The organism is Scandinavium hiltneri (assembly GCF_024764835.1).
GTDB lineage: Bacteria > Pseudomonadota > Gammaproteobacteria > Enterobacterales > Enterobacteriaceae > Scandinavium > Scandinavium hiltneri.
Map to the genome: position 1 here is coordinate 730,274 of NZ_JALIGE010000076.1, position 22,107 is coordinate 752,380.

18 protein-coding genes and 1 pseudogene are annotated in these 22,107 nt (G+C 56.4%); 16 read left to right on the forward strand and 3 right to left on the reverse strand.

Features of this window, described 5'->3' with window-relative positions:
* Positions 1-178 precede the first annotated feature (178 nt).
* The 12 genes and pseudogenes from dcuC to ptsP all read left to right on the forward strand — a co-directional run bounded on the left by dcuC (position 179) and on the right by ptsP (position 14,452).
* Positions 179-1,558 carry an anaerobic C4-dicarboxylate transporter DcuC gene (dcuC, locus tag MUU47_RS20985; RefSeq protein ID WP_258990076.1) on the forward strand — a complete coding sequence of 460 codons (1,380 nt, stop codon included), beginning with the start codon at positions 179-181 and terminating at the stop codon, positions 1,556-1,558.
* 260 nt (positions 1,559-1,818) lie between these two features.
* The gene (gene citC, locus MUU47_RS20990) at positions 1,819-2,886 is read left to right on the forward strand and encodes a [citrate (pro-3S)-lyase] ligase (RefSeq protein ID WP_258990077.1); all 1,068 of its coding nucleotides are present in this window, start codon (positions 1,819-1,821) and stop codon (positions 2,884-2,886) included.
* A complete protein-coding gene (citD, locus tag MUU47_RS20995; RefSeq protein WP_258990078.1) occupies positions 2,883-3,179 on the forward strand; it encodes a citrate lyase acyl carrier protein in 297 nt (98 codons plus the stop codon). The genes citC and citD overlap by 4 nt, the downstream gene beginning before the upstream one ends.
* On the forward strand, positions 3,176-4,084 hold the full coding sequence (locus MUU47_RS21000) for an aldolase/citrate lyase family protein (protein ID WP_258990079.1): 909 nt from the start codon (positions 3,176-3,178) through the stop codon (positions 4,082-4,084). Before citD ends, MUU47_RS21000 begins: the two co-directional genes overlap by 4 nt.
* A 30-nt stretch (positions 4,085-4,114) precedes the next feature.
* Positions 4,115-5,521: pseudogene (gene citF, locus MUU47_RS21005) on the forward strand (citrate lyase subunit alpha); the annotation flags it as partial.
* 46 nt (positions 5,522-5,567) lie between these two features.
* Complete coding sequence (locus tag MUU47_RS21010; protein WP_258990080.1) at positions 5,568-7,031, forward strand: anion permease; 1,464 nt, start codon at positions 5,568-5,570, stop codon at positions 7,029-7,031.
* Between the two features lie 113 nt (positions 7,032-7,144).
* Positions 7,145-7,951 carry a ribonuclease I gene (gene rna / locus MUU47_RS21015; protein ID WP_258990081.1) on the forward strand — a complete coding sequence of 269 codons (807 nt, stop codon included), beginning with the start codon at positions 7,145-7,147 and terminating at the stop codon, positions 7,949-7,951.
* Between the two features lie 242 nt (positions 7,952-8,193).
* Positions 8,194-8,520 carry a PTS fructose transporter subunit IIB gene (locus MUU47_RS21020; protein ID WP_110512408.1) on the forward strand — a complete coding sequence of 109 codons (327 nt, stop codon included), beginning with the start codon at positions 8,194-8,196 and terminating at the stop codon, positions 8,518-8,520.
* 24 nt (positions 8,521-8,544) lie between these two features.
* Positions 8,545-9,795, forward strand: coding sequence for a PTS fructose transporter subunit IIC (locus tag MUU47_RS21025; RefSeq protein ID WP_258990082.1), 1,251 nt, complete (start codon positions 8,545-8,547; stop codon positions 9,793-9,795).
* A gap of 13 nt (positions 9,796-9,808) precedes the next feature.
* A complete protein-coding gene (gene ypdF, locus MUU47_RS21030; protein ID WP_258990083.1) occupies positions 9,809-10,894 on the forward strand; it encodes an aminopeptidase in 1,086 nt (361 codons plus the stop codon).
* Positions 10,894-11,934 carry an aminopeptidase gene (gene ypdE, locus MUU47_RS21035; protein ID WP_258990084.1) on the forward strand — a complete coding sequence of 347 codons (1,041 nt, stop codon included), beginning with the start codon at positions 10,894-10,896 and terminating at the stop codon, positions 11,932-11,934. Before ypdF ends, ypdE begins: the two co-directional genes overlap by 1 nt.
* A 22-nt stretch (positions 11,935-11,956) precedes the next feature.
* Positions 11,957-14,452, forward strand: coding sequence for a phosphoenolpyruvate--protein phosphotransferase (gene ptsP, locus MUU47_RS21040; RefSeq protein WP_258990085.1), 2,496 nt, complete (start codon positions 11,957-11,959; stop codon positions 14,450-14,452).
* 6 nt (positions 14,453-14,458) lie between these two features.
* Here ptsP and MUU47_RS21045 read toward each other — a convergent pair whose 3' ends face one another.
* On the reverse strand, positions 14,459-15,313 hold the full coding sequence (locus MUU47_RS21045; RefSeq protein ID WP_258990579.1) for a helix-turn-helix domain-containing protein: 855 nt from the start codon (positions 15,311-15,313) through the stop codon (positions 14,459-14,461).
* Positions 15,314-15,681: 368 nt separating this feature from the next.
* Here MUU47_RS21045 and MUU47_RS21050 point away from each other — a divergent pair, with 368 nt between their 5' ends.
* The 3 genes from MUU47_RS21050 to uspG all read left to right on the forward strand — a co-directional run bounded on the left by MUU47_RS21050 (position 15,682) and on the right by uspG (position 18,329).
* Positions 15,682-17,058, forward strand: coding sequence for a GntP family permease (locus tag MUU47_RS21050; RefSeq protein ID WP_258990086.1), 1,377 nt, complete (start codon positions 15,682-15,684; stop codon positions 17,056-17,058).
* Positions 17,059-17,317: 259 nt separating this feature from the next.
* On the forward strand, positions 17,318-17,728 hold the full coding sequence (rnk, locus tag MUU47_RS21055) for a nucleoside diphosphate kinase regulator (RefSeq protein WP_110512378.1): 411 nt from the start codon (positions 17,318-17,320) through the stop codon (positions 17,726-17,728).
* Between the two features lie 172 nt (positions 17,729-17,900).
* Positions 17,901-18,329 (forward strand): universal stress protein UspG, encoded by a 429-nt coding sequence (gene uspG, locus MUU47_RS21060; RefSeq protein WP_258990088.1) that lies wholly within the window; start codon positions 17,901-17,903, stop codon positions 18,327-18,329.
* 155 nt (positions 18,330-18,484) lie between these two features.
* Here uspG and ahpF read toward each other — a convergent pair whose 3' ends face one another.
* Entirely contained in the window at positions 18,485-20,044 is a 1,560-nt protein-coding gene (ahpF, locus tag MUU47_RS21065; RefSeq protein ID WP_258990089.1) for an alkyl hydroperoxide reductase subunit F, read from the reverse strand.
* A gap of 244 nt (positions 20,045-20,288) precedes the next feature.
* Positions 20,289-20,852: an alkyl hydroperoxide reductase subunit C gene (gene ahpC, locus MUU47_RS21070; protein WP_258990090.1), complete on the reverse strand. Its 564-nt coding sequence runs from the start codon at positions 20,850-20,852 to the stop codon at positions 20,289-20,291.
* Positions 20,853-21,219: 367 nt separating this feature from the next.
* On the opposite strand from ahpC, the gene dsbG reads away from it, so the two are divergent.
* The gene (gene dsbG, locus MUU47_RS21075; protein ID WP_258990091.1) at positions 21,220-21,966 is read left to right on the forward strand and encodes a thiol:disulfide interchange protein DsbG; all 747 of its coding nucleotides are present in this window, start codon (positions 21,220-21,222) and stop codon (positions 21,964-21,966) included.
* Positions 21,967-22,107 lie beyond the last annotated feature (141 nt).

The window sequence follows — 22,107 nt, forward strand, 5'->3', positions numbered from 1 at the left end:
AATAAATATATATAATGTGATAGCCGATTTGGTTTGGCTTCAAGGGAAGCCGTGGTTGTCGGTTTATTGATTTTCGTCAGTAAGTTTTGACCGCTAATTGGGCACATTTTCAGACTTCTTTTTTTGAAAACATTTTCGACAGAATTTTCTTTGGGCATCAGGAAGACAGGAATCCATCATGCTAACGTTGTTTGAGCTCCTTATCGGAGTGGTCGTCATTGCGGGTGTCGCTCGCTATATCATTAAAGGCTATTCCGCAACGGGCGTGCTGTTTGTCGGCGGCCTGGCTCTGTTAATTGCCAGCGCCCTGATGGGCCATAAAATCCTGCCAGCCAGCGCCAGCAGCACCGGCTACTCCGCCACCGATATCGTCGAATATATAAAAATCCTGCTGATGAGCCGCGGTGGCGACCTCGGCATGATGATTATGATGCTGTGCGGTTTTGCGGCCTATATGACCCACATCGGTGCCAACGACATGGTGGTGAAACTCACCTCCAAACCGCTGCGCTACATTAACTCGCCGTACATCCTGATGATTGCCGCGTATTTCGTGGCATGTCTGATGTCGCTGGCGGTTTCTTCTGCCACCGGCCTCGGCGTGCTGCTGATGGGTACGCTGTTCCCGGTGATGGTTAACGTCGGTATCAGTCGCGGCGCGGCGGCGGCTATCTGCGCCTCACCGGCAGCAATCATTCTTTCCCCCACCTCTGGTGACGTGGTGCTGGCTGCAAAAGCGGCCGAAATGCCGCTGATCGACTTTGCCTTCAAAACGACCCTGCCGATTTCCATTGCGGCGATTGTCTGCATGGCCGTGGCGCATTTCTTTTGGCAGCGCTATCTCGACAAGAAAGAGAACATTTCCCACGAGATGCTCGACGTCAGCGAAATCACCACCAATGCGCCGTCTTTCTACGCCATTTTGCCATTCACTCCGATTATCGGCGTGCTGATTTTTGACGGCAAATGGGGCCCGGAGCTGCACATCATCACCATTCTGGTTATCTGTATGCTGCTGGCCGCGATTCTTGAATTCTTCCGCGGCTTTAACACTCAGAAAGTCTTCTCCGGGCTGGAAGTGGCCTATCGCGGGATGGCCGATGCCTTTGCAGGCGTAGTCATGCTGCTGGTCGCGGCAGGCGTATTTGCTCAGGGTCTGAGCACCATCGGCTTTATCGACAGCCTGATTTCCATAGCCACCTCGTTCGGCTCCGCCAGTATCATTCTGATGCTGGTGCTGGTCATCCTGACCATGCTGGCCGCGATGACGACCGGTTCCGGTAACGCGCCGTTCTACGCCTTCGTCGAAATGATCCCGAAACTGGCACACAGCTCCGGCATCAACCCGGCGTATCTGTCGATTCCAATGTTGCAGGCTTCCAACCTCGGCCGCACCATTTCGCCGGTGTCCGGCGTGGTGGTTGCAGTGTCAGGGATGGCAAAAATCTCGCCGTTTGAAGTGGTGAAACGCACCTCCGTTCCCGTGCTGGTCGGTCTGGTTGTGGTGATTATTGCCACCGAACTGATGGTTGCTTCTGCGACCGTCGTCGCAGGCTAATTCCACACGCAAAAATACTACCAGGGAAGCCACGGCTTCCCTTTTTTATTTCTCTTTCCGACACTCAATTGTAATAATTTTGTTTACTTTATTATCCTTTGATGTAAATAAATGCATTGTTTATTTCGCGTATTCCCGCAAATTAATTAAATCCATTAAAACCACAAAACCGTTTGTGAATCAGTTCATATCCCCCGCGGTCATTCCTCTTTACGATCCTGTCCAAACCTGAGAAACGTCAGCAGAGACAGGACCGAGACATGTTCAGCAATACCGTATTCACCCGGGTCAGGCGTGCGGAGAATAATAAAGTCGCCGTTATCACCCAATTTCTTCATGATAATTCGCTGAGCATCGACACCACGGTTGAAATATTCATTACCGCAACCCGTAACGACGAACTGATTGCCTGCGGGGGGCTGGCCGGAAATATTATTAAGTGCGTGGCCATCAGTGAATCTGCCCGGGGCGAAGGCCTGGCGCTGACATTAGCCACCGAACTTATTCAGCTCGCCTATGAATTAAAGCGCCCGCATCTTTTCCTTTATACCAAAATAGAAAACGAAGCCTTATTTTCGCAGTGCGGATTTTACACCCTGACCCGCGTGCCGGGCCTGATGGTGCTAATGGAAAATAGCGCCACCCGCATTAGTCGTTACGCCCAGGAACTTTCTATCTTCCGCCGCCCGGGAAATAGCATTGGCTGCATCGTAATGAACGCCAATCCTTTTACCAACGGGCATCGTTATCTGGTGGAAAAAGCCGCCGCGCAGTGCGACTGGCTGCATCTGTTTCTGGTCAAAGAAGACACCTCGCGCTTTCCTTATGCCGACCGACTGGCATTAGTGCGGGCCGGAACGCGGGATATTCCCCGCCTGACGGTGCATCAGGGTTCGGACTACATCATCTCCAGGGCGACGTTCCCGTGCTATTTCATCAAAGAGCAGGCGGTGATTAACCACTGCTATACCGAAATCGACCTCAAAATTTTCCGCCAGCATCTGGCCCCGGCGCTCGGCATTACGCATCGCTTCGTTGGCACCGAGCCCTTCTGCCAGGTCACCGCGCAATACAACCGCGATATGCGCCACTGGCTGCAAACCCCTGAGCTGACCGCCCCCGCCATTGAACTGGTGGAAATCGAACGACTGCGCTACGGCGATGAACCCATATCCGCCTCGCGGGTGCGCAAACTGTTAGTCAAAAAAGAGTTTGCCGCCATCGCCCCGCTGGTGCCCGCCGACACGCTGGCCTGGCTGCAGGCGTTCTCCGCCCCGCGCCCCGCCGCCTCACAGAATCTTCCCGAACTGGTTACAGGTGAAAAATGAAAATAACCCAACCCGCCGTTGCAGGCACGCTGGAGTCGGGCGATGTGATGATCCGCATCGCGCCGCTTGAGTCGCAGGACATCGACTTGCAAATCCACAGCAGCGTAGAGAAGCAGTTTGGTGACGCCATTCGCGCCACGGTGCTGGAAACGCTGGCGCGCTACAGCGTGCGCGGCGTACAGCTGATCCTCGACGACAAAGGCGCGTTGGACTGCGTGATCCGCGCCCGGCTGGAAACGGTGTTAGTGCGCGCCAGCGACGTCACCGCCCTGCCCTGGGAGCGTGCCCAATGATGACCACCTCCCTGAACCAACGAAAACAGCGCACCCGCCGCAGCATGCTGTTCGTACCCGGCGCTAACGCCGCCATGGTCAGCAACGCGTTTATCTATCCGGCTGACGCACTGATGTTTGACCTGGAAGACTCCGTCGCTCTGCGTGAAAAAGACGCCGCGCGCCGCCTGGTATTTCACGCCTTGCAGCACCCGCTGTATCAGGAGGTTGAAACCATCGTGCGCGTGAACGCACTCGATTCAGAATACGGCTTGCAGGATTTGAATGCGGTCGTGCGCGGCGGTGCAGATATCGTGCGTCTGCCGAAAACCGACACCCCGCAGGATGTGCTGGATGTCGAAGCGGAAATTCTGTGCATTGAGCGTGAATGCGGGCGCGAACCGGGCAGCACCGGGCTGCTGGCCGCCATCGAATCGCCGCTCGGCATAACCCAGGCCACCGCCATCGCTTTCGCTTCGCCGCGTCTGATTGGCATTGCGCTGGGCGCGGAAGACTACGTGCGTAACCTGCGTACCGAACGCTCAGCGGAAGGAACCGAGTTGCTGTTTGCCCGCTGCGCCATTTTGCAGGCCGCCCGCGCCGCCGGTATCCAGGCGTTCGACACCGTTTATTCCGATGCCAATAACGACGCCGGATTCCTGCACGAAGCCGCACACATCAAACAGCTCGGCTTCGATGGCAAATCGTTAATCAACCCGCGACAGATTGATCTGTTGCACAACCTGTTCGCGCCGACGCAGCAGGAAGTGGATCACGCCCGCCTGGTTATCGACGCCGCTGAAGCCTCCGCCCGGGAAGGCCGCGGCGTAGTGTCGCTGAACGGAAAAATGGTCGACCAGCCGATTATCGAGCGTGCCCGCGTGGTGCTCGCGCGCGTCGCCCTTTCCGGCCTTCGAGAAGAATAAGGAATACCCATGACTGAACTCACACCGCCGAAACGTTGCGCCTCGCTGGAAGACGCCATTCGCCGCAGCGGCCTGCGAGACGGCATGACCGTCTCGTTTCACCACGCCTTTCGCGGCGGGGACCTCACCGTTAATCAGGTGATGGACGCCATCGCCCGGCTCGGGATTAAAAACCTGACGCTGGCTTCCAGTTCGCTCAGCGACTGCCATGCGCCGCTGGTGGAACACATTCGTCACGGCATCGTTTCGAAAATCTACACCTCTGGCCTGCGCGGCCCGTTGGCCGACGCCATTTCGCACGGGCTGCTCGATGAACCGGTGCAAATCCACTCCCACGGCGGGCGCGTACAGCTGGTTCAGAGCGGAGAACTGCACATCGACGTGGCGTTTCTCGGCGTCCCCGCCTGCGATGATTTTGGTAACGCCAACGGCACCAGCGGCCCCGCCAGCTGCGGCTCGCTGGGCTACGCCAAGGTCGATGCCGCCCACGCTGATTGCGTGGTTCTGCTGACCGAAGCGCTACGGCCTTACCCCCACTATCCGGCAAGCATTTCCCAGGACGAAGTGAATTTGATCGTGCAGGTCGAACGCGTGGGCGATGCCGATAAAATCGGTGCCGGTGCGACCCGCCTGACCACCAACCCGCGCGAGCTGTTAATTGCCCGCCGCGCCGCCGACGTCATTGCTGAATCGGGGTATTTCAAGGACGGTTTCTCCCTGCAAACCGGCACCGGCGGCGCTTCTTTAGCGGTCACGCGCTTCCTGCACGACAACATGCGCCGCCAGAACGTGCGCGCCGCCTTCGCGCTGGGCGGTATCACCGCCTCGATTGTCGACCTGCATGAAAAAGGCTTCATCACCACGCTGCTTGATGTCCAGAGCTTTGACCGCGCCGCTGCCGATTCGCTGGCCCGCAATCCGGGCCATCGCGAAATCAGCGCCAACCAGTATGCCAACGGCGATTCGAAAGGTGCGTCGGTCAATCGGCTCGACGTAGTGGTGCTGAGCGCGCTGGAAATCGACACACAGTTTAACGTCAACGTGCTGACCGGCTCCGACGGCGTGCTGCGCGGCGCGTCTGGCGGGCATTGCGATACTGCCGCCGGTGCCGCGCTGGCGATTATCGTCGCCCCGCTGGTTCGCGGGCGCATTCCCACTCTGGTCGACAAGGTCATCACCTGCGTCACACCAGGTTCCAGCGTAGACATTCTGGTGACCGACCACGGCATCGCCGTGAACCCGGCCCGACCTGAACTTACTGAGCGCCTGTTTACCGCGGGCATACCCATTGTGCCTATCGCCAAACTGCGCCAGCGCGCCCGGCTGCTTACCGGCGATCCGCGTCCCATCGAGGTGACCGACAAGGTGGTGGCCGTGGTTCGCTATCGCGACGGATCTGTTATCGACAATGTGCATCAGGTGAAGGAATCAACCTGAAGTTCGGCGTCGCCCTTACATAAAAATGCTTACCGGAGAATCGGTTATGTCGATTGCAAAAGATAAGATATGGAAGTTAATTGCGCCGCTGCTGGTGATGCTGGTGCTGTTCTTAATACCCGTTCCCGACGGGATGCCGCCGCAGGCGTGGCACTATTTCGCGGTGTTTGTGGCGATGATTGTCGGCATGATCCTCGAACCCATTCCGGCAACTGCCATCAGTTTTATCGCGGTCACCATTTGCGTTATTGGCAATCAGTTTTTGCTGTTTGACGCCTCTGAACTGGCCAACCCCGATTTTGACGCCAGCTCACAGGCACTGAAATGGGGGCTGGCAGGTTTCTCCAGCACCACCGTCTGGCTGGTGTTTGGGGCGTTTATTTTTGCGCTGGGTTATGAAGTGACCGGGTTGGGACGGCGTATCGCGCTGTTTATGGTCAAGTTTATGGGAAAGCGCACTCTGACGCTCGGCTATGCGATCGTTATCATCGATATTCTGCTGGCCCCGTTTACGCCATCGAATACCGCCCGCACCGGCGGCACCGTTTTCCCGGTGATTAAAAACTTGCCGCCGCTGTTCCAGTCATTCCCCAACGATAAATCATCGCGGCGCATCGGCGGGTATCTGATGTGGATGATGGTTATCAGTACCAGCCTGAGTTCCTCGATGTTCGTGACCGGTGCGGCACCCAACGTACTGGGGCTGGAGTTCGTCAGCAAAATTGCCGGAGTGAACATCAGTTGGCTGCAATGGTTTCTGAGCTTTTTACCGGTAGGGCTGATTCTGCTGGTGGTAGCGCCGTGGCTGTCGTACGTGCTGTACAAACCGGAAGTGACACACAGCGAGGAAGTCTCCGGCTGGGCAGGCAACGCGCTGCGTGAAATGGGCGCCCTGACCCGCAAAGAGAAAACCCTGATTGGCCTGGTGCTCCTGAGTCTCGGACTGTGGGTGTTTGGCGGGGATTACATTAACGCCACCGCCGTCGGCCTGCTGGCGGTGTCGCTGATGCTGGCGCTGCACGTGGTGCCATGGAAAGAGGTCACCAAATACACCGGAGCGTGGAACACGCTAGTGAACCTTTCGACGCTGGTGGTCATGGCCAATGGCCTGACCCGTTCCGGTTTCATCAAATGGTTTGCCGATACCATGAGCACCCATCTGGAAGGATTCTCGCCGAACGCGACCGTAGTGGTGCTGGTGCTGGTGTTTTACTTTGCGCACTACCTGTTTGCCAGTCTCTCGGCGCACACTGCCACCATGCTGCCCGTGATTCTGGCGATTGGGAAAGGCATTCCGGGCATACCGATGGAACATCTGTGCATTCTGCTGGTGCTGTCGATTGGCATCATGGGCTGCCTGACGCCGTACGCCACCGGACCCGGCGTTATCATCTACGGCTGCGGCTACGTGAAGTCGAAAGATTATTGGCGACTGGGGGCGATTTTCGGGGTGATTTATATCGCCTTGCTGTTGTTGGTCGGCTGGCCGATCCTCGCCATGTGGAGCTAAATGATTTTTCAGTGCTAACAGCCGTTATCACAATGCCAGTCAATTAAACCTGCCTGGCATTTTTATGATTAAATAGAAGGTATTCGGTGTTTTAATTACCCACGGACCCTCCTATGAAAAGCTTATGGAAAGTGCTGCCTATTCTGGCGGCTACCAGCCTCCCTGCGCTGGCCGCAGACAGCATGCCGTTACAACCTGCAAAGTACCCTGATTTCGACAGCTACGTGCTGGCGCTTTCCTGGCAAACCGGCTTTTGCCAGAGCATGCAGGATAATCACCGTAAAGAACCAAGCGAATGCCGGACCCAGAAAGAAGTAGCCGATAAAACAAATTATCTGACGGTGCACGGCCTGTGGCCGAGCCTGCCTAAATCCATCGCCGCCCGTGGCGTGGACAATCGCCGCTGGATGCGTTTCGGCTGTGCGACGCGCCCGGTGCCGAACATGCCTGAAGTCCGCGGTAACCGGAAATGCTCGGCGGCAGAAACCGGCCTCTCGCTGGAAATGGCCAACAAGCTGAACAATGTGATGCCGGGTAGCGGCGGTGGTTCGTGTCTGGAACGCTATGAATACGCCAAGCACGGCGTCTGCTTTGGTTTCGATCCGGATGCCTATTTCGGCACCATGGTGCGCCTGAACGGGGAGATCAAGCAGGGTGCGTTAGGCTCTTTCCTCGCGCAAAACTACGGCAAAACCGTCAGCCGGAATGACTTCAACGCCGCCGTGGCCAAAAGCTATGGCAAAGAAGGCGTGAAAGCGTTCAAGCTAACCTGCAACGGCAAACCGGCCTACCTGACCGAAATGCAGATTGCTATCAAATCCAGCGCCATCAATGCGCCGCTGGCAGAAGGCTCGCTGCTGCCACAGCCACATCCGGGCAACTGCGGTTCGCAGTTCGTGATTGATAAAGCCGGAAACTAACCTCGACGCCGGGCAATTCGCGTTTGCCCGGTTCGCTTCATCACCCGCATTCTCCCCCTTCTCCTTTTGGCCTTCTGCACGTTAATCCGTCTCCTTATTCCATCTATTTTTCTTATAAACGGACACGCATCACACTTCCCTACTAGCGCATCAAAAATCCTGAAAATGCATTATTTGTCTGGTAACAGAACACAGAAGGCTCTGAGCATAATCAGTTCCGACTTTTACTGATGGAGTTCAACATGGCGAAGAAACTGATTGCACTTTGTGCCTGTCCGATGGGACTGGCCCACACCTTTATGGCTGCGCAAGCGCTGGAAGATGCCGCAACCGAAGCCGGTTACGAGGTCAAAATTGAAACCCAGGGGGCCGACGGCATCCAGAACCGGCTGACGGCACAGGATATCGCCACCGCCGATATCATCATTCACGCCATCGCCATTACCCCGGAAGACAACGAGCGCTTTGAAACGCGCGACGTCTATGAGATTTCCCTCCAGGACGCCATTAAAAATGCCGCGGGTACCCTGAAAGAAATCGAAGAGCTGATAGCCGCCGAGCAACAATAATCCTCAACAGCAAGGGTGTGTGAAATGGCAATAAAAAAACGCAGCGCCATTCGTCCTGTCTCGTCTGACGGCGAGACCATTGCACTGGCAACAACGCCCGTAGAATCGGGCGCTTCCTTCTGGAAAGAACTCCCTCAGCACATTATGTCGGGCATTTCCCGCATGGTGCCGACGCTTATCATGGGCGGGGTTATTCTCGCCATTTCGCAGTTGATTGCTTACGTCTGGCTGGAAATCCCGCCGGACACCGGGATTATGGACGCACTGAATTCCGGCAAATTCACCGGGTTTAATCTGTCGGTGCTGAAGTTCGGTTACCTGACGGAGTCGTTCGGCGGGCTGCTGTTCAGCTTCGCCATCCCGATGTTTTCCGCCTTCGTGGCGAACTCCATCGGCGGCAAGCTGGCCTTTCCGGCGGGCTTTATCGGTGGACTGGTTGCCACTCAGCCGACGCTGGTGCTGAATTTCGATCCGGAAAAACTGAGCTGGCTGGCCAGTAAACCGGTGCCATCAACCTTTATCGGCGCACTGATTATCGCCATCGCCGCCGGGTATCTGGTGAAATGGCTGAACGCCCGAATCGCCGTGCCGCAGTATCTGCTGGCGTTCAAAAGTACCTTCTTAATTCCAATCCTCTCCGCGTTGTTCGTGATGCTGGCGATGTATTACGTCATCACCCCGATTGGCGGCTGGCTGAACGGCGGTATGCGTACGCTGCTGTTGGCGGCAGGCCAGGCTGGCTCAATGATGTACGCCATCGGCATGGCGGCGGCCACGGCCATTGACCTCGGCGGCCCGATTAACAAAGCGGCCGGATTTGTAGCGCTCGGTTTCACCACCGACCACGTGCTGCCGATCACCTCCCGCGCGGTGGCGATTGTGATCCCGCCGATTGGTCTGGGCCTTGCCACGCTGATTGACCGCCGTCTGACCGGCAAACGTCTGTTCAGCCCGCAGCTTTATCCGCAGGGTAAAACCGCGATGTTCCTCGCCTTTATGGGCATCAGCGAAGGTGCGATTCCGTTCCTGCTGGAAAACCCCATCGCCACCCTGCCCGCGTATATGACAGGGGCCATCGCAGGCGCAATGACCGCCTCAGCGCTCGGCGCGGTGCAATGGTTCCCGGAATCAGCCATCTGGGCCTGGCCGCTGGTGACCAATCTCGGCGCCTACATGCTGAGTATCGCGGTCGGCGCGGTGATCACCGCCTTGCTGGTGGTGCTTATTCGCAACAGCCTGCACAAACGTGGCAAGCTGGCCATCGACGCGATGTAAGAGGAAAACGGATATGGCTTTACTGACCGCAATACGTGACTGGATGACGCATCAACGGATAGACGCAGTGCTACTCTCGTCACGCCAGAACAAGCTCGCGCACTTGGGCTTTTCGAGCAGTTCGGGCTACGTGCTGGTGACCCGACGACACGCGCACATCCTGGTGGATTTTCGCTATTACAGCGATGTCGCCACCCGCACTCACGGCTACCAGCTGCATCGGCTGGAAAGCGGTCGCCCGATGAGCGCCATCGTCAACCAGATTGCGGAAGAAGAAGGGTTACAGCGCATTGGTTTTGAAGGCGAACAGGTCAGTTGGCAAACGGCGAGCGAATGGCATGATTCCCTGCGCCCGACGCTGGTTAGCGTGTCGCCTGATACGCTGCGGCAGGTGAAAACCGCTGAGGAAATCGCAACGATTCGCGAGGCCTGTCGCATTGCTGACGCCACCGCCAGCCATATCCGTCGTTTTATCCAGCCCGGTATGCGGGAACGCGAAGTCGCCGCCGAGCTGGAATGGTTCATGAAACAACAAGGGGCAGAGAAACCCTCGTTCGATACTATCGTTGCCAGTGGCCCTCGCGGCGCGCTGCCTCACGGCAAAGCGTCTGAGAAAATCATTGTGGCAGGCGAACTGGTGACGCTCGATTTTGGCGCCCAATACCAGGGATATTGTTCCGACATGACCCGCACCTTTCTGGTCGCGGGCCGCTATTTCAACGTGGAAACGTCACCGCTGTACGCGGTGTACCAGACGGTGCTTGAGGCGCAGCTGGCGGCCATCGCCGCCGTGCGTCCGGGCGTGGCGTGTCAGACCGTCGACGCCGCCGCCCGGGAACACATCACCCACGCGGGGTACGGGCCGAAATTTGGTCACAACACCGGACATGCTATCGGCATCGACGTGCATGAAAACCCACGCTTTTCACCGACCGATACCACCCTGCTGCGGCCCGGAATGCTGCTGACCGTTGAACCTGGCATTTACCTGGAAGGCGAAGGCGGCGTGCGCATTGAAGACGTTGTGCTGGTCACCGAGGACGGCGCGGAAGTGCTGTATCACACCCCGAAAACGCTGCTGATGACAGGAGAAGCGTAATGGATTTCGCGTTACTGAAAGCGCTAAGTGAAGCCGATGCCATCGCCGCTTCCGAGCAGGAAGTCCGACAAATTCTGCTGCGCGAAGCCGACGCATTGGGCAAAGAGGTGCAATTTGACGGACTCGGTTCAGTGCTTATCCGCCTGAACGATAGCCACGGCCCGAAGGTTATGGTCTGCGCGCATATGGATGAAGTGGGCTTTATGGTACGCAGCATTTCATCGACCGGCGCTATCGACGTTATCCCAATTGGCAACGTGCGCATGACCGCGCGCGAACTGCAACCGGTAAGAATAAGCACCCGCGGCGGCGGCAAAATCAACGGCCTGCTGGACGGCGAGCGTCACGGAAGCGACGTGGCAAAACTGTGCGTCGATATTGGGGCCTGTAGCGCCGATGAAGTGGCCGAAGCGGGCGTGGAGCCTGGCGATCGCGTCACGTTTGCCACACCGTTTAGCGAATTGCCGCACAACCGCGTGATAGGCAAAGCCTTCGACGATCGCCTCGGCTGCTATCTGTTGGTCACGCTGCTGCGCGAGTTACATTCCACGCCGCTGAATGCTGAAGTGTGGCTGGTCGCCAGCTCGAGCGAAGAAGTTGGCCTGCGCGGCGGACAAACCGCCAGCCACAAACTTCAGCCCGACCTTGCACTGGTGCTCGACACTGCCTGCTGGGCGAAAAACTTTGATTACGGCAGCGACAATCATCGCCAGATTGGCGAAGGCCCGATGCTGGTGATGTACGATAAAACGCTGATTGCGCCGCCGAAACTCACCGCCTGGGTAGAAGACACGGCTGCGCAGCAGGCCATTTCCCTGCAACGGGATATGTTCAGCAACGGCGGTACCGACGGCGGCGCGGTGCATCTTTGCGGCAACGGCATTCCAACGGTGGTGCTCGGCCCGCCTACCCGCCACGGCCACTGCGCCGCCTCCATTGCCGACGCCGGCGACATTGACCTCACCCACCAGCTGCTGGTGGCGCTGCTTCACGATATCAACGCCAAAACCGTTTCTCGTCTGATGGATTTCAGATGCTGATTTTGCGCTTACAGGAACCGCTATGCTGACTCTCGATTTTCTCTGTCCGTTGCCCAACGGCCTGCATGCCCGCCCGGCCTGGGCGCTGAAGGAACAATGCAGTGCATGGCAAAGCGATATTCGCTTTATCAACCACCGCCTGAGCACCCACGCCGACGGCAAAAGCTCACTGGCGCTGGTCAGCACCGGCACGTTATTCAACGACAGCTGCTCGCTGGAAATCAGCGGCAGCGATGAAGAACCGGCCCGCCGTGCGCTGGAAATGTATCTCGAACAGCACTTTATCGACAGCGATAGCGTGCTGCCCGCCGTAGCCTCGCCTACAGCGCACCCGCTACCGCGTTCGCTTTCGCGCCTGAATCCACATTTACTGACCGGTAACGTACTTGCGAGCGGCATCGGATTTGGGGAAATCACCCTCTGGCGCAGTGACAGTCTCGATGGCTACCGCGCTATTGCGGCAAGCCCGGAAGACATGACCCGACTGGAGCACAGCCTGGCGGAACTCGCCGACAGCCTGAACCAGCAACTGCGGGTGCTCGGCGGCGAAAGCAAAACTATTCTTAGCGCCCATTTATCGCTGATTCAGGATGAAGAGTTTGCCAGCAATATCCGCCGTATTATGCGTGACAATAAGCAGGGCCTGGCGGCGGCAATTATCGATAATATGGACGCTATCTGCGACAAACTGCTGGCATCGAGCAGCGATTATCTGCGTGAACGCGCCAGTGACATTCGCGACATCAGCGAGCGCTTGCTGCACATCACCTGGCCGCAGCACCGCAATCAGGACGTACTACGCCTGACCCAGCCGACCATTCTGGTGGCGGAAGATTTAACGCCCAGTCAGTTTCTCGGCCTCGACCTGACGCAGCTCAAAGGAATGGTGCTGGAGAAAACCGGTCGCACCTCGCACACGCTGATCCTTGCCCGCGCCTCGTCCATCCCGGTACTCAACGGCTTTAGCGTGGCGGAACTCAGCGGGCTGGAGCATCGCCAGGCGGTGCTCGACGGACAGTGCGGCGTGCTGGTTCCGGAACCGGACGACGCGGTGATGGGCTATTACACCCTCGCGCGGGAACTCGACGACAAACGCGTGGCGCGCCAGACGCAGGACGCCGCGTTAACCGCGCTGTCACGCGATGGACAGCGCATCGAAGTGGCCGCCAACATTGGCAGCGCGCTGGAAGCGCCGGGCGCATTCAGTAACGGCGCGGAAGGCGTGGGCCTGTTTCGCAGCGAAATGCTGTACATGGACCGCCAAACCCCGCCGGATGAGCAGGAACAATTTGAGGCCTATCAGCAGGTGCTGCTGGCGGCGGGTAACAAACCGGTTATTTTCCGCACCCTGGATATCGGCGGCGATAAGCCCCTGAGCTATCTGAATATTCCGCATGAGGAAAACCCGTTCCTCGGCTACCGCGCAGTGCGGATTTACCCGGAATTTGCCGGGCTTATTCGCACCCAGCTGCGGGCTATTCTGCGGGCGGGCGCTTACGGAAACGCACAGTTGATGATCCCGATGGTGCACAGTCTCGACCAGATCCTGTGGATCAAAAGCCAACTGCAGCAGGTTAAAGCCGAACTTCAGGCGGAGGGGCTGCGCTTTGCCGCCAGCCTGCCGCTGGGGATCATGGTTGAGGTGCCGTCGGTGTGTTACATCATCGACCATTTCTGCGACGAGGTGGATTTCTTCAGCATCGGCTCCAACGATATGACGCAATATTTATACGCTGTGGATCGCAACAACCCCCGCGTTTCGCCGCTGTACAACCCAATAACGCCGTCGTTCCTGCGGATGCTGCGCCAGATTGTCAGCGTCGCCCATCGACACGGAAAATGGGTCGGCATTTGCGGCGAATTGGGCGGTGAAAGCCGTTATCTTCCGCTTTTACTGGGGCTGGAACTGGATGAACTGAGCATGAGCGGGCCGCGCATTCCGGCGGTGAAAAGTCAGCTGCGTCAGCTCGACAGCGCTGCCTGCCGCGAACTGGCCAACAAAGCCTGTGAATGTCGCAGCGCCGATGACATTGAAGCGTTGCTGCGCGAATTCACACCGGAGGACGACGCGCGTCCGCTGCTGGCGCTGGAAAACATTCTGTTCACCGACCGTCCTTTGCGCAAAGAACAGATTATCCAGCTGCTGTGCGGCAATCTGGCGGTCAACGGGCGCACCGAACATCCGCTCGAGCTGGAAGAGGATATCTGGCAGCGCGAAGAAATCGTCACTACTGGCGTTGGGTTTTGTGTGGCGATCCCGCACACCAAATCAGCATGGATCCGCCACTCCAGCATCAGCATCGCGCGGCTTCCGGCGCTGACCGACTGGCAGTCGGACATGGGCGACGTTGAACTGGTGATTATGCTGACGCTTGGCGAGCATGAAGGCATAAACCATGTGAAGGTCTTTTCCCAGCTGGCGCGCAAGCTGGTCAACAAAACCTTCCGTCAGTCCCTGCTGGAAGCCACCGATGCGCAGGCGATTCTGACGCTGTTGAGCGAAGAACTGAGCCTGTAATCGCGCTTACTGGAAGCGCGCGCGGTACTCTCCCGGCGTCAGCCCAAACTGACGCCGGAACAATCGACTGAAATAGTCCCCATCCGGATAACCACAGCGCAGCGCCACATCGCCTATCGACAGCTGGTATTTCTGCAAAATCATCCGCGCTTTTGCCATTCTCACCCAGCGCAGGTAATCGATAAAACGCATGGTTCCCTGCTGGCTAAACAGCCGCGACAGGTGATTTGGCGTGATATTGAAAAACGCCGCCACATCTTCGCGCGTCAGCGGTCTGGCGTAGTTATCCTGGATCCAGTTGCAGATACTTTGATAGAGAAACTGCGGGCGTGACGGCACCGCACCCATTTCCGTGACCGTGCTTTTTCGACACAGATGTAAAAAGCTTAACACCAGCGGCTGGATAATTTGCTGCTCCAGCCGAGAACGGCTGAGCAGCAGCAGCGCGGTAAGCATCGCCTCCCCTTCGCCGTGCTGCTGATGTGGAAACTCCACCTTACGCAGCGGCGCGGGCGTGCTGCCGTTGCGGCTGTCGTAAAATGCCATCCCGGTCCACGCCGGGGCGAAAACCATACTTAGCACCATCGCCGAACGTGTGAACATCGGCTGATTGGCGGCACGCGGCGGAATAAACAACATTTCACCCTGAGCCAGCGTGTGCTGGGTTTCATCCAGCGCATTGCCGTATTCACCGCGCAGCACGATTTCAAGTCGCGGCATGTCCATACACAACGCCCCTGCGGGCAGTGATTTCGCCGAACTGGCGAACCATACGCGGCCCAGACGTTGCGGATTGAGCACCAGCCCACTGAGCAAATCGGCAAAGAAACGGCGGTCGGCAGGAAGGGGGGTCACCGGCATCATCTGGCCCTGAAAAATGGGAAACGATGAGTGTAACCCGATGGTGATAAATGTGAACGCCCGGCACGTCACGTACCGCTTCCATGGGAGGGTCTGTTTCTTGAAAATGCTGAAGCCGGATGGCGCAGCGGTGCTTAACAAGAATATGCCAGATTTGAAATCGATCACGTTCATTGAACAAATATTGTCCAGATCGATAATTCTTTCGGATATTTGAAGTGGCTCTCAAAGTGTTAATAAATGTGTCTGAGTATATTTACAACACCCGCCATGTTACCAGTATCATGTTACCGGTATCAGTGATAAACGCAGGGATTACGCCAGGCTATCACTACCCTTTTCGCTGTCACGCTACAGAGGATATAAAGATGACAGAAGTTACGAACGCATTGGGAGCCGGTACACTGCTCGGCATCGCAGCAGGTGCAGTCGCCCTGTTGCTGGTCTTGATCATGCGCTTCAAAGTGCATGCCTTTTTAGCCTTAACTCTGGTCAGCATCGTAGTGGCGCTGCTGACGAAAGTGCCTTTCGACAAAGTAGTACCGACGCTGCTGACCGGCTTCGGCGGTACGCTGGCAGGCGTGGCGCTGCTGGTGGGTCTCGGGGCAATGATTGGCCGACTGCTGGAAGTCTCCGGCGGTGCAAAAGTGCTGGCTGATACGCTGATTAACAAATTTGGTGCGCATCGCGCGCCGTTCGCGCTGGGTGTGGCGTCGCTGCTGTTCGGCTTCCCTATCTTCTTCGACGCCGGTCTGGTGGTGATGCTGCCGATTATCTTCAGCGTCGCCAAACAGTTTGGCGGTTCTACGCTGAAATACGCCTTCCCGGCAGCGGGTGCGTTTGCGGTGATGCACGCGCTGGTTCCGCCACATCCTGGCCCGGTTGCTGCGGCTGAACTGCTCGGCGCGAACATTGGCCTGCTGGTGATTGTCGGTCTGATTATTGCCCTGCCAACCTGGTACCTCGGCGCATATCTGTACGGCCTGTACGCCGGGAAAAAATTCGACATTAAACTGCCGACCTCTTTCCTCGGTGCAGTCGAAGCCGATCCCAACCACAAGCCGCCTTCATTCGGCATGGTATTGACCATTCTGCTGATGCCGCTGGTGCTGATTTTCCTGGAAACCGGTCTCAACACCGCGACTGTGCTGGGTTGGGTGGCGAAAGACGATACGCTGGTCAACTTCCTGCGTATGCTCGGTAAAACCCCGGTGGCGCTGCTGATTACCGTCTTCTTCTCCCTGATGGTGTTCAGCCGTCAGCACAGCCTGAAGCATCTGGAAAAAATCTGTGACGGCGCATTAGGCCCAATCTGCGGCATCATTCTGGTGACCGGCGCGGGCGGTATGTTCGGTGGCGTTCTGCGCGCCAGCGGAATTGGCGATGCGCTGGCAGGTGTGTTGTCCGATACCGGAATGCCAGTCATCGTAGCCGCGTTCGTGATTGCGACAGCGCTGCGTGTGGCGCAAGGTTCTGCCACGGTTGCATTGACCACCACCGCCGCGCTGGTTGCGCCGATGGTCCACGCCACAACCGGTATCAGCCAGCTCGACCTGTGCTTTATCGTGGTTGCCATCGCCGGTGGCGCAACAGTGCTGTCACACGTGAACGACTCCGGTTTCTGGCTGGTCGGCCGCTTCCTCGAAATGGATGAAAAAACCACGCTGAAAACCTGGACGGTGATGGAAACGCTGCTTGGCGGCCTCGCCTTCCTGTTCGCGCTGATTGGTAGCCTTATCTTCTAATGTGAGCTATACCCAAAATAATTCGAGTTGCATCGCGGCGGCAAGAGAATGCGTCCCGATGAACTGAGTAACCTAAGTGATTCGGGCGCGTGAACGTAGCCAACAAAGCTGCAGCGTGAAGAATGACGGGTATAAATCACTTCAAAGATCCGACCACAGTCAGTATCATGATCAGACCCTAAACCCTCGTCCTGTACGACGAGGGTTTTCTTTTGGAAACAAGTAGCTGGATCTCAACCTGGAAAACATGGAGTCAACAATGACCAGACCCGCCATCATCATTAATGAGTTCGATGCCGAACGCATCGACCGCCTGCTGGAACGACCAGAGTGGGCAACCTCCCCGGTTGCGGCTGCGCTGAATGACGAACTGGATCGGGCGCAGATGTGCTCCCCGCAGGAGATGCCGCACAATGTGGTCAGCATGAATAGCCAGGTCCGCTTCCGCGATTTGAGCACCCAGGAAGAACGCGTGCGCACGCTGGTATTCCCGGTCAATATGACCGACAGCGCGACGCAGCTTTCCGTTCTGGCGCCGGTCGGAGCAGCCCTGCTTGGCCTTCGCGTGGGCGATTCCATTCACTGGTCGCTGCCGAACGGCACCGAAACGCATTTAGAAGTACTAGAGCTGCTGTATCAGCCAGAAGCCGCCGGTGAATTTAACCGCTAAGCGCGTCTGAATGACTTTTCAGAGGATGTTCCCCCACATCCTCTTGCCGTTTTCGTCCCCCACAAAACTTTACCCTCCCAGCACCGCCTGAAAGTGATATTTGCGACGTGAATGGCACAAAGAAGTCGACGAATATGCTTGTATATAAGCATATCCACAAGGAGGAGAGCTTATGTATAACACCATCATAATGCCGGTTGATGTCTTCGAAATGGCGCTGAGTGACAAGGCCGTACGTCATGCGGAATTTCTCGCCCAGCAGGAAGGTATTATCCACCTTTTGCATGTCCTGCCCGGCTCCGCGAGCCTGACCATGAGCCGTTTTGCCGCCGATTTACGTCGCTTTGAAGAGCATCTTTATCATGAGGCGGAAACGCGCCTGAAAACCATGGTTGACCATTTCAGCATCGACCCTTCGCGGATCAAAACCCATGTGCTGATGGGCAACGTGCGTGACGTGGTGAACGACCTGGCCGAAGAGCTTAAGGCCGACGTGGTGGTGATTGGCTCGCGCAATCCGTCAATTGCCACGCACCTGCTCGGCTCCAACGCGTCGAGCGTGATTCGTCATGCGCACGTGCCGGTGTTGGTCGTGCGGTAAATTCACGACCCTTACACGCGTAAAAAAAGAGGTTACCTTTCGGTAGCCTCTTTACATTGCAGGTGTCGTCTTACTTTTTCGCCCGGTGGCGCTAACACTTACCTGGCCTACAAAATCCGTAGGCCCGTGCAAGCATCGCGCCGCCGGGCACTTTTTTATGCGGTGCGAATCAGGTAATCAAACGAACTCAGGGAAGCTTTAGCGCCTTCGCCGGTCGCGATAATAATTTGTTTGTACGGCACGGTAGTGCAGTCGCCCGCCGCAAACACGCCCTTCACGCTGGTTTCGCATTTGGCATCAATGATGATTTCGCCCATGCGGTTGCGCTCAATCGCGCCTTCCAGCCAGGTGGTGTTCGGCAGCAGACCAATCTGCACAAAGATGCCGGACAGCGGGATCTGATGCGTGTCGCCGCTGACGCGGTCGCGATACTCCAGCCCAACCACGCGGGTGCCGTCACCTTTCACTTCGGTCGTTTGCGCGTTCAGAATGATGTCGACGTTTTTCAGGCTGCGCACTTTATCCTGCAGCACCTGATCGGCTTTCATCTCTGGGGCAAATTCCAGCAACGTAACGTGCTCAACAATACCCGCCAGATCGATAGCCGCTTCCACACCGGAGTTACCGCCGCCGATCACCGCCACGCGTTTGCCCTTAAACAGCGGGCCATCGCAATGCGGGCAGTAGGTTACGCCCTTGGTGCGATACTGATCTTCGCCCGGAACGTTCATATTGCGCCATTTCGCGCCGGTGGCAATGATAACGCTGCGCGCTTTCAGCACTGCGCCAGACGCCGTTTCAATCTGATGCAAACCGCCTTCTACCGCCGCAGGCACCAATTTGCTGGCACTCTGGGAATCGATAACGTCCACGTCATAGTCTGAAACGTGCTGCTTGAGCGCACCCGCCAGTTTCTGACCCTCGGTTTTCGGCACCGAAATGTAGTTTTCGATGTCGACGGTGTCGAGCACCTGCCCACCAAAACGCTCGCCCATCAGGCCAGTGCGGATACCTTTACGGGCAGAGTAAACCGCTGCCGCCGCACCCGCCGGGCCGGAGCCAACAATCAGCACATCGTAGACGTCACGTTTGTTCAGCTCTTCCGCCGCACGTTTTTCCGCGCCGGTGTCCACTTTTGCCACGATGTCCGCCAACGTCATGCGACCCTGACCAAACTCTTGACCGTTCACAAACACCGCCGGAACGCCCATCACATTGCGATCGGTAATTTCATTCTGGAACATGCCACCGTCAATCGCGGTGTGCTTGATCCGCGGGTTCAGCACCGCCATCAGGTTCAGCGCCTGCACGACGTCCGGACAGTTGTGGCAGGAGAGCGAGTAATAGGTTTCGAATTCGAAATCGCCGTCCAAATCACGGATTTGCTCCAGCAGCGCCTGCGCTTCTTTTGACGGATGGCCGCCGGTCCACAGCAGTGCCAACACCAGCGAGGTAAATTCATGACCCAGTGGGGAGCCTGCAAAGCGCGGCCCGTGGGTGGATCCCGGGTTGGTAATCAGGAAAGAAGGCTTGCGCACCGGCAGGCTGTTATCTTCTTTGAAGGTTACCTTCGGGGAGAGTTCGGCGATTTCCGCCAGCAGTTCCTTGATTTCTGCCGATTTAGCGCTGTCATTCAGCGTGGCAATCAGCTCAACAGGTTTCGTCAGTTTCTCAAGGTAGGCCTTGAGCTGGGTTTTCATGTTTGTGTCGAGCATCGTTCTTCCCTCTCATAAAACATCATCATGCAAGCAGCCTTAAACGGGCAGCCTGAATGCAGCTTGCATCATGGGATTTGGATTGAAACGGGTGCATAACTGCACCCGCTTAATGACCATTTTTCAAAGGATTTTGCTTCAGAGTAAGGCGGCGAACTCTTAAGTCCCCGGGAGCTTACATAAGTAAGTGACCGGGGTGCGAGAGTGAAGCCAACGCAGCTATGGAGCAAAAACCGAAGAAAAATTAGATTTTGCCAACTAAGTCTAAGGATGGAGCCAGCGTCGCGTCGCCTTCTTTCCATTTCGCCGGGCACACTTCGCCTGGGTGGGAGGCGACGTACTGTGCCGCTTTCACTTTACGCAGCAGGTCAGATGCGTCACGGCCGATGCCTTCAGCGGTAACTTCAATGGCCTGAATGATGCCCTGCGGGTCAACGATGAAGGTGCCACGGTCGGCCAGGCCTTCGTCTTCACGCATGTTTTCGAAGTTACGGGTCAGGGCGCCAGTTGGGTCGCCGAGCATCGCGTATTTGATTTTGGCGATGGTGTCGGAGCTACTGTGCCACGCTTTATGGGTAAAGTGGGTGTCAGTAGAAACGGAGTAGATATCGACACCCAGTTTCTGGAATTCTTCGTAATGGTCGGCCACGTCGCCCAGTTCGGTCGGGCAAACGAAGGTAAAGTCAGCCGGATAGAAGAAGAACACACTCCAGCGACCTTCGGTGTCTTTCTCAGTGATTTCTACGAATTCGCCGTTTTTGAAAGCCTGGTTTTTGAAAGGTTTGATTTTGGTGTTAATTAAGGACATCTGTACTTCCTCCGTGTTGTCGTTGGGAAGTAAGGTAACTAACTTTGACTCAACGGGCCAATGCGTTTCCTTTATCAAATCAATAAGCGTTAGCTAACAAACCGCCACAACGATGTTAATGAACCCTGAACGTAAAAAGGCCACCTTTTCAGGCGGCCCTTTTACCTGAAAGCCCCTGAGGGATTCAGTGCCAGCACGCTGGCTGTGCGTTGCGCTCTACAAAACCTTGTTAAAGGTCGTAATAGCGGGAAGGATTAGACCATTGACCTTATGTAAGAGCAATTGCACCACGCCGGGGTCTTATCTATGGTTGTGATAGGCTCTACCATTCATTGGATATCATCCACTTATTTTACAAGGATTTACTATGCGTAAACTCGCCCTACTGCTCACTCTGGCCCCCTTTCTGGCCACAGCTGAAGAGCTTCCCGCGCCGGTAAAAGCGATAGAGAAACAAGGGATTACGATAATCAAATCTTTCGACGCACCGGGCGGCATGAAAGGCTATCTCGGTAAATACCAGGACATGGGTGTGACCATCTATGTCACCCCGGACGGCAAGCACGCCATTTCGGGTTACATGTATGACGACAAAGGCACTAACCTCAGTGAGCAATTGATTCAGCAGGATATTTACGCCCCGGCGGGCCGCGAACTGTGGCAGAAAATGGAGAAAGCGAGCTGGATCCTCGACGGTAAAGAATCGGCACCACGCGTGATTTATGTCTTCGCCGATCCGTTCTGCCCGTACTGCAAACAGTTCTGGCAACAGGCGCGTCCGTGGGTTGAGTCCGGCAAAGTGCAGTTGCGTACGCTGATGGTGGGCGTTATCAAACCAGAAAGCCCGGCGACGGCCGCCGCAATCATGACCAGCAAGGATCCGGCAAAAACGTGGCATGACTACGAACAATCCGGCGGCAAACTGAAGCTTGATGTGCCGACGTCGGTCGCACCGACGCAGATGCAAATATTGAACGATAACCAGAAAATCATGGATGAATTAGGCGCCAACGCCACACCAGCGATTTATTATCTCAACGAGCACAATACGCTCCAGCAGGTTGTCGGCCTGCCTGATGCTGAAAATCTGAAAGCGATGATGGGCGAAAAATAAGTGAAAGGGTAAGGCGATACATTAATTGCCTTACCGTATTTAACACCCTGCCATACATCTATTGCCCTACCCATTTTAATATTCACAAAATGTATAATTAACAAATCATCATACATCCAATATATATTTAAAGTTGCAGAA